General features: G+C 70.3%; 13 protein-coding genes and 1 riboswitch. Of the genes, 7 read left to right on the plus strand and 6 right to left on the minus strand.

Annotated elements, in window-relative coordinates; all coding sequences use genetic code 11:
* The first annotated feature begins 16 nt into the window (after positions 1-16).
* The 3 genes from ACIGO6_RS35585 to ACIGO6_RS35595 all read left to right on the plus strand — a co-directional run bounded on the left by ACIGO6_RS35585 (position 17) and on the right by ACIGO6_RS35595 (position 2,120).
* Positions 17-931, plus strand: a complete 915-nt coding sequence (locus ACIGO6_RS35585) for a MerR family transcriptional regulator (protein WP_399883816.1) — start codon at positions 17-19, stop codon at positions 929-931.
* A 71-nt stretch (positions 932-1,002) separates the two neighbouring features.
* Positions 1,003-1,215 carry an EF-hand domain-containing protein gene (locus ACIGO6_RS35590; RefSeq protein ID WP_043379704.1) on the plus strand — a complete coding sequence of 71 codons (213 nt, stop codon included), beginning with the start codon at positions 1,003-1,005 and terminating at the stop codon, positions 1,213-1,215.
* A gap of 458 nt (positions 1,216-1,673) precedes the next feature.
* Positions 1,674-2,120: an endonuclease domain-containing protein gene (locus tag ACIGO6_RS35595; protein ID WP_399883957.1), complete on the plus strand. Its 447-nt coding sequence runs from the start codon at positions 1,674-1,676 to the stop codon at positions 2,118-2,120.
* A 5-nt stretch (positions 2,121-2,125) separates the two neighbouring features.
* On the opposite strand, the gene ACIGO6_RS35600 is transcribed toward ACIGO6_RS35595, so the two are convergent.
* Positions 2,126-2,683, minus strand: coding sequence for a glycoside hydrolase family 25 protein (locus ACIGO6_RS35600; protein ID WP_399883819.1), 558 nt, complete (start codon positions 2,681-2,683; stop codon positions 2,126-2,128).
* Between the two features lie 188 nt (positions 2,684-2,871).
* Here ACIGO6_RS35600 and ACIGO6_RS35605 point away from each other — a divergent pair, with 188 nt between their 5' ends.
* Positions 2,872-3,606 carry a D-Ala-D-Ala carboxypeptidase family metallohydrolase gene (locus ACIGO6_RS35605; RefSeq protein WP_399883821.1) on the plus strand — a complete coding sequence of 245 codons (735 nt, stop codon included), beginning with the start codon at positions 2,872-2,874 and terminating at the stop codon, positions 3,604-3,606.
* 77 nt (positions 3,607-3,683) lie between these two features.
* Here ACIGO6_RS35605 and ACIGO6_RS35610 read toward each other — a convergent pair whose 3' ends face one another.
* The 5 genes from ACIGO6_RS35610 to gcvT all read right to left on the minus strand — a co-directional run bounded on the left by ACIGO6_RS35610 (position 3,684) and on the right by gcvT (position 9,587).
* A complete protein-coding gene (locus ACIGO6_RS35610) occupies positions 3,684-5,105 on the minus strand; it encodes an MFS transporter (protein WP_399883823.1) in 1,422 nt (473 codons plus the stop codon).
* Between the two features lie 122 nt (positions 5,106-5,227).
* Positions 5,228-6,595: an L-serine ammonia-lyase gene (locus tag ACIGO6_RS35615; RefSeq protein ID WP_399883825.1), complete on the minus strand. Its 1,368-nt coding sequence runs from the start codon at positions 6,593-6,595 to the stop codon at positions 5,228-5,230.
* Positions 6,596-6,698: 103 nt separating this feature from the next.
* Positions 6,699-7,964 (minus strand): serine hydroxymethyltransferase, encoded by a 1,266-nt coding sequence (gene glyA, locus ACIGO6_RS35620; RefSeq protein ID WP_399883827.1) that lies wholly within the window; start codon positions 7,962-7,964, stop codon positions 6,699-6,701.
* Positions 7,965-7,978: 14 nt separating this feature from the next.
* Positions 7,979-8,356 (minus strand): glycine cleavage system protein GcvH, encoded by a 378-nt coding sequence (gcvH, locus tag ACIGO6_RS35625; RefSeq protein WP_399883829.1) that lies wholly within the window; start codon positions 8,354-8,356, stop codon positions 7,979-7,981.
* Between the two features lie 112 nt (positions 8,357-8,468).
* Positions 8,469-9,587: a glycine cleavage system aminomethyltransferase GcvT gene (gene gcvT / locus ACIGO6_RS35630; protein ID WP_399883831.1), complete on the minus strand. Its 1,119-nt coding sequence runs from the start codon at positions 9,585-9,587 to the stop codon at positions 8,469-8,471.
* A 157-nt stretch (positions 9,588-9,744) separates the two neighbouring features.
* A riboswitch (glycine riboswitch) is annotated at positions 9,745-9,838 on the minus strand.
* A gap of 179 nt (positions 9,839-10,017) precedes the next feature.
* On the opposite strand from gcvT, the gene ACIGO6_RS35635 reads away from it, so the two are divergent.
* The 3 genes from ACIGO6_RS35635 to ACIGO6_RS35645 all read left to right on the plus strand — a co-directional run bounded on the left by ACIGO6_RS35635 (position 10,018) and on the right by ACIGO6_RS35645 (position 12,516).
* Complete coding sequence (locus tag ACIGO6_RS35635; RefSeq protein ID WP_399883833.1) at positions 10,018-10,686, plus strand: AAA family ATPase; 669 nt, start codon at positions 10,018-10,020, stop codon at positions 10,684-10,686.
* Positions 10,687-10,761: 75 nt separating this feature from the next.
* A complete protein-coding gene (locus tag ACIGO6_RS35640; protein WP_399883835.1) occupies positions 10,762-11,529 on the plus strand; it encodes an enhanced serine sensitivity protein SseB in 768 nt (255 codons plus the stop codon).
* Between the two features lie 192 nt (positions 11,530-11,721).
* Entirely contained in the window at positions 11,722-12,516 is a 795-nt protein-coding gene (locus tag ACIGO6_RS35645; RefSeq protein ID WP_399883837.1) for an enhanced serine sensitivity protein SseB C-terminal domain-containing protein, read from the plus strand.
* Positions 12,517-12,820: the final 304 nt, after the last annotated feature.

Here is a 12,820-nt window from a genome sequence, read left to right on the forward strand (position 1 = left end):
GTCCAGACTCCGAGGCATGACCGACGACGGCACCGGACTCATGACCATCGGCGAACTGGCGCGGACCACCGGACTCACCGTGCGCACCATCCGCTACTGGTCCGACGAGGGCGCCCTGCCCCCGGTGACCCGCTCCGCGGGCGGCTACCGGCTCTACGACGCCGCATCCGTCGCCCGCCTGGAGCTGATCCGCACCCTGCGCGAACTCGGCCTCGGCCTGGACGCCGTACGCCGCGTCCTGGCCGGCGAGGAGACCGTCGCGCAGGTCGCGGCGGCGCACGTGAGCGCGCTGGACGCGCAGATCAGGTCCCTGCGGGTGACCCGTGCGGTGCTGTCGACCGTGGCGCGACGCGGTTCGACCGCCGAGGAGACGACCCTGATGAACAGACTGGCGCGACTGTCCGCCGCCGAACGACGGCGGATCATGCAGGAGTTCGTGGACGAGATGTTCCACGGACTGGACACCGTCGACCCCGAAATCCGCGAGCGGATGCGGACCTTCGCCGTCGACCTGCCCGACGGTCCGACGCCCGAGCAGGTCGACGCCTGGGTGGAACTGGCCGAGCTGGTCCAGGACCCCGCCTTCCGGGCCCACATGCGCGCGGCGGCCGAGTTCAACGCCGCCGACCGCGGGGCCGGTGCGCCCGAAGGGGCGTCGATGTGGTTCGCCCGGCGGCTCGTGCAGCTGGCGGGGCGGGCCCTGGAGCGCGGCGTCGCTCCCGGGTCGCCGGAGGCCGAGCCCGTGCTGCGGGACCTGCTGGGCGACGCCGACCGGGCGGCCGTACGGGAACGGCTGCAGGCGGCCTTCGATCCCCGGGTGGCCCGCTACCGGGAGTTGACGGCCAGGGTGCGGGGCGCGGGGCCCCAGCCGGAGCACCGGGAGGAGTTCGCATGGGTGGTCGCCGCGCTGCGGGAACGGACGGGCAGCTAATCTGACCTGCGTCAGACGCGTCCGCTGGGGTGACCAGCGCACGAACAGAGCACGGAATGAGGGGCGGATCGGTGGCGGACATCGAGGAAGCACGCAAGCAGTTCGAGCGGATCGACACGGACGGTGACGGCTTCATCACCGCGGCCGAGTTCAAGACCGCGCTGGCCCAGGGCGGCGACTGGAACGTCACCGAGTCGGTGGCCGAGGCGATCATCGCCGGCCGCGACCTGGACGGCGACAAGGTGCTGTCGTTCGACGAGTTCTGGGCGCACCTGAACAAGTAGCGACGCCGCGAGGGGGCGCCCGTCCGGTCACCGGGCGGGCGCCCCCTCTTGTGTGTGCACACCGGGAGAACCGGGCAAATCGACAGTTTGGTCGGTGGCGTTACGTGTGTTCGCCTTCTTCGTTACATCTCTGCGAGGGTGAAAACATGCGGGCTGTTGGAGGGGAAATGAAGACATGTCGCGCTGGGGGAAACGGGTGGGCCTGTGACCGGGCCTCCGACTGCTATCCGCTGACGAAGGGCTTGTGCAAGACGCACTACGCGCAGATCAGGAGGCGCGGCGTGCTGGCCCCTATCAATCCCGCAAGGGCGACAGCGGTAGGCAGGAGATGTGATTTCCGCGACTGTGTGAATGCAGCGTCTGCGACGGGGCTCTGCAAGGGGCACTATCAGCAGCAGTATCACGGGCAGCCGCTTTCGCCGTTGCGGAAGAAGAGAGCCAACGGTGCCGTTCAGGAGATGGTTGAGCGCGGAATCATCGAGTGTCTCCAATGCCGTGAGTACAAGCCGATCTCGGAGTTTTCGCCGCTCAACGCGTCGGGCGCTCGGCGGCCCTATTGCAAGCCATGTAATGCGGAGCGTGTTCGTCTAGGGCATTACAATGTGACCAAAGAGTTTCTGACGCGGGTTCTCCTTGTGCAGGGGAACAAGTGTGCCATCTGCGGGACGCCGGGGCTGGCTGAATCGGCCATGCATATCGACCATGACCACGCATGTTGCCCCGGTAGGCGAAGCTGCGGAACCTGTGTACGCGGCCTGCTCTGCAGCCGCTGCAACTTCCACGGGTTGAGCTGGTATGAAGCGCTGCCCCCCGAGTGTCGTACTTTCCGTTTGCTGAACGCGTATTTGTCAGACCCCCCGGCGAAGCCGCTGCGGACGGAGCGGAGGCCGCCCGCAGCAGCGTAGGCCGATCACGCGTTGCCGGCCCACTTCTTCAGCGCCGCCGTGCTCTCGAAAGCAGCGACGTTCTTGTCCAGTGGGTCGTCGGTGTACTGGTGGAAGCGCCACGTGGCCTGGATGCGGGGCTTTCCGGCCGACACGTAGTCGGCGATCCAGAGGCCGTCACCCGCGTACGAGGTGGTGTCCACGTTCAACCAGAAATGCCTGTTCGCATAGAGGATCACCCTGTTGTCCGGCCGCAGCTCCCGTACCTTCCTGATGAAGCTGTCCTTCTCCGCGTTGCTCGCGTGGGTGCCCTCGCCCGTCGTCTCCCAGTCGACGGCGAGGATGTCACCCTTTCTCTCGGGCGCCTTGGAGACGAAGTACTCGGCCTGGGCGGTGAGGTTGCCCGGCCACAGGAAGTGGTAGAAGCCGACGACGAGGCCGGCGTCGCGGGCCCGCTCCGTCTGGGCCGCGAGCTTCGGATTGACGTACGAACGGCCCTCCGTCGCCTTGACGAAGACGAAGGAGAGGCCGTCCGTGTCGTAAGTGGATGACTGGTACGCGCTCACGTCGATGCCGCGCAGCATGGGGACTCCCTGAAAGGCAGTGGGGGGAGGGGAGTTGGTGCGGAATTGGTTGTTCCCACCATGACACGGGAGATCCCCGCCGGATGCGGAAACGTCGACTTCCCTTCCCCGGGGCGCCATTGACGCGCGTAGCGCGGTGCCGCACCCTGGGCTCCAGTTGTGGTCGACTCAACGGTCGGGAGGCCGGGATGTTCAGACGCGCGTCACGTCTGCTGCTCTCGTTTGTCATGCTCATGGCTGGTGCGCTGGCCGGGGTGGGTGTCACCGCCGGCGCCGCGCACGCCGACTCCTGCTACACCTGGAACCGCACCCTGTCCCAGGGATCCTCGGGCAGCGATGTGACCCAGCTCCAGATCCGGGTCGCCGGCTGGGTGACCTCCGGTGAGCGGCTCTCCTACGACGGCCAGTACGGCGCGCGGACGGCCGCCGCCGTCAAGAAGTTCCAGGCCGCGTACGGACTGGGCGCGGACGGGGTCGCCGGCCCCGCGACCTTCAGCAAGATCTACGCCCTCCAGGACGCGGACTGCACGCCTGTGCACTTCAGCTACGCCGAGCTCAACAAGTGCAACTCCGACTGGTCCGGCGGCGCGGTCTCCGCGGCCACGGCCAAGTCGAACGCGCTGAAGACCATGTGGAAGCTGGAGGCGATGCGGCACGCCCTCGGTGACGTCCCGATCACCGTCTCCAGCGGCTTCCGCTCCCGCGCCTGCAACAACGCGGTCGGCGGCTCTGCCACCAGCCGCCACCTCTACGGCGACGCCGCCGACCTCACCGGATCGCCCAGCCTCTGCCGGCTCGCGCAGCAGTCCCGGACCCACGGCTTCTCGGAGATCCTCGGCCCGGGCTACCCCGGCCACAACGACCACACCCACGTCGCCTTCGACCCGTCGCCGTACTGGTCGGCTCCCACCTGCGGCATCTGAGCCACCGGGAGCGGACGGGCGGCCGTACGCCGGGCGCGGGGGCGCTCGGCGTACGGCGGTGGTGGACGCCGGTCGGATCAGGGGGCGGAGGTGGTGACCGCGGCCGCCCGGGGGCTCTCGTCGGCGGAGGCGGCCTCGCCCTCGCCCTCGTCCAGGGAGACGTCCTTGGTCTCCTTGCCGAGGAGGAGCGCGATCAGCGTCAGCACCGCCATCGCGGAGAGGTAGATGCCGACCAGCCACGGCGAGCCGTCACCGGCCTCCCACAGCGCCACCGCTATGAACGGGGCGACGGCCGCGCCGAGGATCGAGCTGACGTTGTACGAGATGCCGGATCCGGTGTAGCGCACGCTGGTCGGGAAGAGCTCCGGCAGCAGCGCGCCCATCGGGCCGAACGTCATGCCCATCAGTGTGAAGCCGAGCACCAGCCACAGCACCACGCCGAGCGTGCCCAGGTCGATCAGCGGCACCCAGACCAGGCCGAAGACCACGATCGCGGCGGTGATCCAGATCAGGGTGGTGCGCCGCCCGTACCTGTCGGCGAGCGGGCCGGAGACCAGGGTGAAGACGGCGAAGAAGAGCACACCGAAGATCATCATCAGGACGAAGGTGGTGTAGCTGTAGCCGAGCCCGGGCACGTCGGCGTCCTCGGCGGTGCGGCCGTAGCTCAGCGAGAACGTGGTCATCAGGTAGAAGAGCACGTACGTCGCCAGCATGATGAACGTGCCGAGGATCAGCTGCTTCCAGTGGCCCTGGACCACGGTGGCCAGCGGCAGCTTGCGCACCTTCCCGGTCTCCTGCGTCTTGGTGAACACCTCCGACTCGACGAGCCGCGAGCGCACCCACAGGCCGATCGCGACCATCACGGCGGAGAACAGGAACGGGATGCGCCAGCCCCAGCTCGCGAAGGCCTCGGACGGCTGCGTGGGGTCGGCGCCGGCGGCGGACGGCAGCAGCGCCCCGATGATCAGGAACAGGCCGTTGCCGATGATGAAGCCGAGCGGGGCGCCCAGCTGCGGGAAGGTCCCGTACAGGGCGCGCTTGCCGCGGGGCGCGTTCTCGGTCGCGACCAGCGCGGCCCCGCTCCACTCGCCGCCGAGCGCGAAGCCCTGCGCGAGCCGCATCAGCACGAGCAGTGCGGTGGCGATCCAGCCGGCCTGTGCGTAGGTGGGCAGTACGCCGATGAGGAAGGTGGCGATGCCCATGGTGAGGAGCGAGACGACCAGCGTCTTCTTGCGGCCGAGCCGGTCACCTAGGTGTCCGAAGAAGACGGCGCCGATCGGCCGGGCGACCATCGCGGCGCCGAAGACGGCGAAGGACGACAGCAGTGCCGTGGTCGGGTCGCTGCTCGGGAAGAAGAGCTTCGGGAAGACCAGGACGGCGGCGGTCGCGTAGATGTAGAAGTCGTAGAACTCGATCGTCGTGCCCATGAGGCTGGCGATGAGGACCCGCGACCGGGGATTGACGGGGGTCTGGGCTGAACCGTGTGCTGGTGCGGGCATTGCTCGGTCTTTCACGTGCGATACATGGGTAGCGCAACGATCTCAGCCGTCTTGTTTTTCGGAAAGCGGGTGTCACCATGTGAGACACCCGCGCCGCGCCCCCGAGCGCCCGGGCCCGCCGGTCAGCACTCGATGATGTTGACCGCCAACCCGCCCCGCGCCGTCTCCTTGTACTTCACCGACATGTCCGCGCCGGTGTCCTTCATGGTCTTGATGACCTTGTCGAGGGACACCTTGTGCGAGCCGTCGCCCCGCATCGCCATCCGCGCCGCCGTGACGGCCTTCACCGCGGCCATGCCGTTGCGCTCGATGCACGGGATCTGGACGAGGCCGCCCACCGGGTCGCAGGTCAGGCCGAGGTTGTGCTCCATGCCGATCTCGGCGGCGTTCTCCACCTGCTCCGGCGTGCCGCCCAGCACCTCGGCGAGGGCACCGGCCGCCATGGAGCAGGCGGAGCCGACCTCGCCCTGGCAGCCGACCTCGGCGCCGGAGATGGAGGCGTTCTCCTTGAAGAGCATGCCGATCGCGCCGGCCGCGAGCAGGAAGCGGACCACGCCCTCCTCGTCGGCGCCCGGCACGAAGTTCATGTAGTAGTGCAGAACCGCCGGGATGATGCCCGCGGCGCCGTTCGTGGGGGCGGTGACGACCCGGCCGCCGGCCGCGTTCTCCTCGTTCACGGCCATGGCGTAGAGGGTGATCCACTCCATCGCCAGGGCCTGCGGGTCGCCCTCGGAGCGCAGCTTGCGCGCGGTGGTCGCGGCGCGGCGGCGGACCTTCAGACCGCCCGGCAGGATGCCCTCGCGGGACATGCCGCGGTCCACGCAAGCCCGCATCACGCGCCAGATCTCCAGCAGGCCCGCGCGGATCTCGTCCTCGTCGCGCCAGGCCCGCTCGTTCTCCAGCATCAGGGCGGAGATGGACAGGCCCGTCTCGCGGGCCAGGCGCAGCAGCTCGTCGCCGGTGCGGAAGGGGTACTTCAGCACGGTGTCGTCGAGCACGATGCGGTCGGCGCCCACCGCGTCCTCGTCGACGACGAAGCCGCCGCCGACCGAGTAGTAGGTCTTGGTCAGCACTTCCGTGCCCTGCGCGTCGTACGCCCACAGGGTCATGCCGTTGGCGTGGTACGGGAGGGCCTTGCGGCGGTGCAGGACCATGTCGTCGTCGTAGGAGAAGGCGATCTCGTGCTCGCCGAGGAGGCTGATGCGGCCCGACGACCTGATCGCCTCGACGCGGTCGTCGGCCGTCTCCACGTCCACCGTGCGCGGCGAGTCGCCCTCCAGGCCGAGCAGCACCGCCTTGGGCGTGCCGTGGCCGTGGCCGGTGGCGCCGAGCGAGCCGTACAGCTCGGCCCGGACCGAGTCGACGGAGCCCAGCACCTCCTCGTTGCGCAGGCGGCGGGCGAACATGCGGGCCGCGCGCATCGGGCCGACCGTGTGCGAGCTCGACGGCCCGATGCCGATCGAGAACAGGTCGAAGACCGAGATGGCCACGGGGGACTCCTCAGAACGGGGGTGGTGCAGAGGGTGATGCTTCGGGGTGGGGCGCCGGGCTCGCTTGTGGCGGGCACGGCGCCCCGGACACACGCTTCGGTGTCTACTTGTTGTTCAGACCCGGGTACAGCGGGTGCTTGTCGGCCAGGGCCTTCACCCGGGCCTTGAGGGCCTCCGCGTCGTACGACGGCTTCAGCGCCTCGGCGATCACGTCCGCGACCTCGGCGAAGTCCTCGGCGGTGAAGCCGCGGGTCGCCAGGGCCGGCGTACCGATGCGCAGACCGGAGGTCACCATCGGCGGACGCGGGTCGTTGGGGACGGCGTTGCGGTTGACCGTGATGCCCACCTCGTGGAGGCGGTCCTCGGCCTGCTGGCCGTCCAGCTCGGAGTCGCGCAGGTCGACCAGGACCAGGTGGACGTCCGTGCCGCCGGTCAGGACGGAGACGCCCGCCGCCTTCGCGTCGTCCCGCACCAGGCGCTCGGCGAGGATGCGGGCACCCTCCAGCGTACGGCCCTGGCGCTCCTTGAAGTCCTCGCTCGCGGCGACCTTGAAGGCGACGGCCTTGGCGGCGACCACGTGCTCCAGCGGGCCACCCTGCTGACCGGGGAAGACGGCGGAGTTGATCTTCTTGGCCAGCTCGGCCGTGGAGAGGATCACACCGCCGCGCGGGCCGCCCAGCGTCTTGTGGGTGGTCGTGGTGACGACGTGGGCGTGCGGGACCGGGTTCGGGTGCAGGCCCGCCGCGACCAGACCGGCGAAGTGCGCCATGTCGACCATGAGGTACGCGCCGACCTCGTCCGCGACCTTGCGGAACGCGGCGAAGTCCAGCCGGCGCGGGTACGCCGACCAGCCGGCCACGATCAGCTTCGGCTTGTTCTCCTTGGCGAGGCGCTCCACCTCGGCCATGTCGACCTGGCCGTCGTCGCCGACGTGGTAGGCGACGACGTTGTAGAGCTTGCCGGAGAAGTTGATCTTCATGCCGTGGGTCAGGTGTCCGCCGTGGGCGAGGTTCAGACCCATGATCGTGTCGCCCGGCTTGAGCAGCGCGAACATCGCGGCCGCGTTGGCCTGGGCGCCCGAGTGCGGCTGCACGTTGGCGTGCTCGGCGCCGAAGAGCGCCTTGACCCGGTCGATGGCGATCTGCTCGACCACGTCGACGTGCTCGCAGCCGCCGTAGTAGCGGCGGCCGGGGTAGCCCTCGGCGTACTTGTTGGTGAGGACCGAGCCCTGGGCCTCCATGACCGCGACCGGCGCGAAGTTCTCGGAGGCGATCATCTCGAGGGTGGACTGCTGGCGGTCCAGCTCGGCGTCGACGGCGGCCGCGACGTCGGGGTCGAGCTCGTGCAGGGGGGTGTTCAGAAGCGACATGCGTCCGTGACTCCTCAGGCGCCGGCGAATTCGGTGTACTCGGCGGCGGAGAGCAGGTCGCCCGGCTCCTCGCTCACCCGCACCTTGAACAGCCAGCCGCCCTCGAAGGGCGCGGAGTTCACCAGCGACGGGTCGTTGACGACGTCCTCGTTGACCTCGGTGATCTCGCCGGAGACGGGGGAGTACAGGTCGGAGACCGACTTGGTCGACTCCAGTTCGCCGCAGGTCTCACCCGCGGACACCGAGTCGCCGACCTGGGGGAGCTGGACGAAGACGACGTCACCGAGCGCGTTGGCCGCGTGCTCCGTGATGCCGACCGTCGAGACGCCGTCCTCGGCGTCCGACAGCCACTCGTGCTCCTTGCTGTAGCGCAGCTGCTGGGGGTTGCTCATGGCCTGGATTCTCCTGTACGCGGGGGAGTGCTGATGACGGGGGGACTGCTGAAACCGCTGGTGAGCAGCGAGGGCGCACGCGGGACGGCACGGGCCCCGCAGCGCCCGGTGTCTACTTCTGACGCTTGTAGAACGGCAGCGCCACGACCTCGTACGGCTCGTGGGTGCCCCGGATGTCCACGCCGACCCCCGGCGTGCCCACGGCCGCGTGCGCCGGGTCGACGTACGCCATGGCGATCGGCTTGCCCAGCGTCGGGGACGGCGCGCCGGAGGTGACCTCGCCGACCACCTCGCCACCGGCGACGACCTGGTACCCGGCGCGCGGGACCCGGCGGCCCTCGGCGACCAGGCCGACCAGGACGCGGGGCGGGTTCTGCTCGGCCCGGGAAGCAGCCTCGGCCAGCGCCGCGCGCCCGACGAAGTCGCCCTCCTTCTCGAACTTCACCACCCGGCCGAGCCCGGCGTCGAAGGGCGTCAGCGCGGTCGTCAGCTCGTGCCCGTACAGCGGCATGCCCGCCTCCAGGCGGAGCGTGTCCCGGCAGGACAGACCGCACGGGACCAGCCCGGCGCCCTCGCCCGCCTTGGTCAGCGCCTGCCACAGCTCCACGGCGTGCTCCGGCTTCACGAACAGCTCGAAGCCGTCCTCGCCGGTGTAGCCGGTGCGCGCGATCAGCGCCGGGACGCCCGCGACCGTGCCGGGCAGGCCGGCGTAGTACTTCAGGCCGTCCAGGTCGGCGTCGGTGAGCGAGGCGAGGATGCCCGGGGACTCCGGACCCTGCACCGCCAGCAGCGCGTACGCGTCCCGGTCGTCGCGCACCTCGGCGTCGAAGCCGACGGCCCGCTCGGTCAGCGCGTCGAGCACGACCTGGGCGTTGGAGGCGTTGGCGACGACCATGTACTCGGCCTCGCCCAAGCGGTAGACGATCAGGTCGTCCAGGATGCCGCCGTCCTCCCGGCAGATCATGGTGTAGCGGGCCCGGCCCGGCTTCACGCTGCCGATGTTGCCGACCAGGGCGTAGTTCAGCAGGTCGGCGGCCTGCGGCCCGGTGACCGTGATCTCACCCATGTGCGAGAGGTCGAAGAGACCCGCCCGGGTGCGCACCGCGACGTGCTCGTCGCGCTCGGAGCCGTAGCGCAGGGGCATGTCCCAGCCGGCGAAGTCGGTCATCGTCGCGCCCAGCGCACGATGCGTGGCATCGAGCGCGGTATGGCGGAGTTCAGTACTGCTCATCGGTCGGTCGTCTCCCAGGGAACAGGACGGGCGAGGTCGATCCTCCCCATCTGTCATCGGAACCTGAGAGGTTCGCCATGACCACCGGAGTACGGCGATCAGGACTTGCACCTTGGGTGGGGCAGCCGTCGAGCGGCGGCCCGCTTTTCAGATGTGCCTCGCCCGCGCGGTAACGGGGCCTGAGAGATTCAAGGGAGGGACTTGCTCCTTCGGCGCCCCGGCGCGGCCGGGGACTCTCCCGCGCGGATTCAAACGGCCGGTATGCAGTTGGCGCCGCCATCATTGCACGACCGGCCGATCCGTGGCAGACCGTGATCTGTAACCGGCTTGTGGCAGTAAGCGAACGAAAACGCGAGACCTGCGCATTACCTTCTCTTTACACTCGACGGGGATGGGAACTCGTGAACCGCCCCAGGGGAGGACGATCACGGTGAACAGGACCACGGCGTACGCCACCACCTCGGGTCTCGCGCTGCCCAAGCAGCCCGCCGTCCCGGCACCCGGAGCGTGCGCCGAACTGCCCGCACCCGTCGTCCGCGACCTGCGGGCCCGGGGCGGCCGCAGCCCGCACGCCCTGCTCTTCGGCCCCCGCGACCTGGTGGTGATCACCGGCCTGCCCGGCAGCGGCAAGTCCACGCTGATGAAGCGGACCGTGCGCGGCCCCCGCATCGACTCCCAGGACGCCCGCGACCGCTGGGCCCGCCGCATGCCGCGCTTCCTGCCGTACGCGCTCTACCGCCCCCTCGTCCGCCTCGCCCACTACGCCGGGCTGCGCCGCGCCCTGCGCTCCGGCGAGGGCGTCGTCGTGCACGACTGCGGCACGCAGGCGTGGGTGCGCGGCTGGCTGGCCCGCGAGGCCCGCCGCCGCGACGGCACCCTGCACCTGCTGCTGCTCGACGTCGACCCCGGCGAGGCCCTGGCCGGCCAGCGCGAGCGCGGCCGCGGCGTCTCCCGGTACGCGTTCCTGCGGCACCGCGCCGCCAACACCCGCCTGCTGCGCTCCGTGACCGAGGGCACCCTGCCCGCCGGCTGCACCTCGGCCATCCTCCTCGACCGGCCGGCGGCCGACACGCTGCGCCGGATCGCCTTCACGGGGTGACGCACCGTAGGGCCACGGGTCCGAACGGGTTAGCCTTTTCAGTCACAGCAGAGGTACCAGGCAGGCGGTAGGCAGATGGACTTCCCGGCGCAGACGCACCCCCACCCGCACGGCGGATGGCCCGGCAACGAGCTGGAGGAGGTGCTGTCCGCATCCCTCGGCGTGCCGGGCGCCGGCGGCCGGATCGTGGAGGTGCTCGGCCGCAGCCACCTGTGGATACCGCTGCCGAACGGCGGCGGCCCGCACAGCGGCGCCCTCGACCTGCCCTCCCTGGAGATCGACGGCCAGGCCTACGTGCCGGTGTTCAGCTCCGAGGAACAACTCCGCCAGGTCACCGGCCCGCACATGGGGTACACCATCGCCCCCGCCGCGGAGTTCGCCCGCGGCCTGCCCCCGCAGGTCGGCCTCGCCGTGAACCCGGACGGAGTGGTCGGCATCCCGCTGCCGCCGCCGGCCGTCGCCGAGCTGTGCCGGGCCGGACGCACCCCGCTGGACGGGCCCGCGTCCGGCGGCCGGGTCCGCCTGTTCGAGCCGGACTGGCAGGACGAGCCGGTGGACTTCCTGGCCGCCGCCTCCGCCGAGTTCGCCGCCACCGGCGTGGTCCGCACCGCCCGCCGCTGCCTCGCCGCCGTCGAGACCGCCGACCCGGTCCTGTTCGTCGGCGTCGAACTCACCCACTGGGAGGGCGAGGCCCGCACCCTCCCCCTCGACGCCCTCGGCCGCGCCCTGGCCAAGGCCCCCCTGAAGACCCAGGTCAACCTGGTCCTCCTGGAGGCGGCCCAGGACCCGGTCTGCGACTGGATGCGAGCAAATGTCCGCCCGTTCTACGACCGCGACTTGTAAACCCCGGTCAGGGAAGCGCCCCTTCAGGGGCGCGGGGCTGTGACATGTGCGGCTCCGCCGCGTGGGCGCGACAAGCCACAGCGACGCCGCAGCCGCAACAAAGCAGCACCCCCCGAGCTCATAGGCGCCCCCCGTCCGGCGGAGCCTTAAGCTGGGTTCACAACCGGGGAACTTCTCGAAGGGGCGATACGCGTGAGCGCCAGCGGCACCACGACCGGGCAGGTCGAGCACATGCTGCGCCAGGTGACCCCCGGGCGCTACGACGCCTACGAGGCCCTCCTCCGCGCGCTCGCCACCCCCACCTCCGGCCAGGTCTGGATGCTGCTGTGGCACGGTCAGGCCGGCTCCCCGGACGCCCAGTACGGGAACATGGAGGTCGACGGCTACGGCTACGCGCCCTGCGTCACCTCCGCCCAGGAGCTGTCCGCCAGCGGCTGGAACCGGTCGTACGAGGTGGTCGACGGCCTGGAAGTGGCCCGCGCCCTCTACCCGGACCACTACGGCCTCTGGCTCAACCCGCACGCCCCCGGCGGCGGCGTCGGCATCCCCTGGCTGGATCTGCGCCGCATCGCCTCCGGCCTGGACCGCCAGCCCGCCGGGCCCCTGCGCCTGTCCGAACCGGCCATCGAAATCCCGCAGTTCTACGCCCTGCTCGCGCAGAACGCCCACCGCACCCCGGCGGTCCGCGCCCTGCGCCGGGCCTGGGTGCAGCCGGCGCTGGGGGCGCCGTATCTCGCCATCGGCCTCGACGTGTACGACACTTCGCCGCCGGCCGTCGACGCGGTGCGGGGGATGATGCAGCAGTCCGTCGGCGCGGTGCCGGACGGCCTGCCGGTGTCGACGGTGGCGATGACCGACACGCACGACCCGGTCGCCATGTGGCTGCGCGCCAACGCCCGCCCCTTCTACGACCGTGAGGCCCACGCGGCCCCCGCCCAGGCACCCGCCGCCGGGTACGGCTACCCGCCGGCCCGTGGGAGCTTCTGACGGCGCGTCGGGTCGAGGCGCCCGCGCCGCACCGACGACACTCCGTGATCTTCACGTCACGCACACATTTCTTCGCGCGTAGACGACGGCGGTAGGTCGTGAAGATCGTCGATTTCGCCGTTGTGTCCCAACTGTCCTTCGTTCGCAGGCCGTTACCCACTGTTCGGATAACGGAATCCACATCACTGCATCACGGTTGTGCATACTTTCCCAGTCAGACCTGGCGGGTGATCGTGACGACGCTGAAGACTCCCGAGACAGACACGGATCGTTCGATCCTGTGATCGAGAGCAAGTCGACAAAG

The sequence above is a fragment of the Streptomyces sp. NPDC053750 genome (assembly GCF_044544295.1).
Classification (GTDB): Bacteria; Actinomycetota; Actinomycetes; order Streptomycetales; family Streptomycetaceae; genus Streptomyces.

Bases quoted from the DNA above. Each gene is read 5' to 3' on its own strand.
- ACIGO6_RS35585 (WP_399883816.1), top strand. From the start codon at position 17: ATGACCGACGACGGCACCGGACTCATGACCATCGGCGAACTGGCGCGG.
- ACIGO6_RS35595 (WP_399883957.1), top strand. From the start codon at position 1,674: ATGGTTGAGCGCGGAATCATCGAGTGTCTCCAATGCCGTGAGTACAAG.
- ACIGO6_RS35600 (WP_399883819.1), bottom strand. From the start codon at position 2,683: ATGCTGCGCGGCATCGACGTGAGCGCGTACCAGTCATCCACTTACGAC.
- ACIGO6_RS35605 (WP_399883821.1), top strand. From the start codon at position 2,872: ATGTTCAGACGCGCGTCACGTCTGCTGCTCTCGTTTGTCATGCTCATG.
- ACIGO6_RS35610 (WP_399883823.1), bottom strand. From the start codon at position 5,105: ATGCCCGCACCAGCACACGGTTCAGCCCAGACCCCCGTCAATCCCCGG.
- glyA (WP_399883827.1), bottom strand. From the start codon at position 7,964: ATGTCGCTTCTGAACACCCCCCTGCACGAGCTCGACCCCGACGTCGCG.
- gcvH (WP_399883829.1), bottom strand. From the start codon at position 8,356: ATGAGCAACCCCCAGCAGCTGCGCTACAGCAAGGAGCACGAGTGGCTG.
- gcvT (WP_399883831.1), bottom strand. From the start codon at position 9,587: ATGAGCAGTACTGAACTCCGCCATACCGCGCTCGATGCCACGCATCGT.
- ACIGO6_RS35640 (WP_399883835.1), top strand. From the start codon at position 10,762: ATGGACTTCCCGGCGCAGACGCACCCCCACCCGCACGGCGGATGGCCC.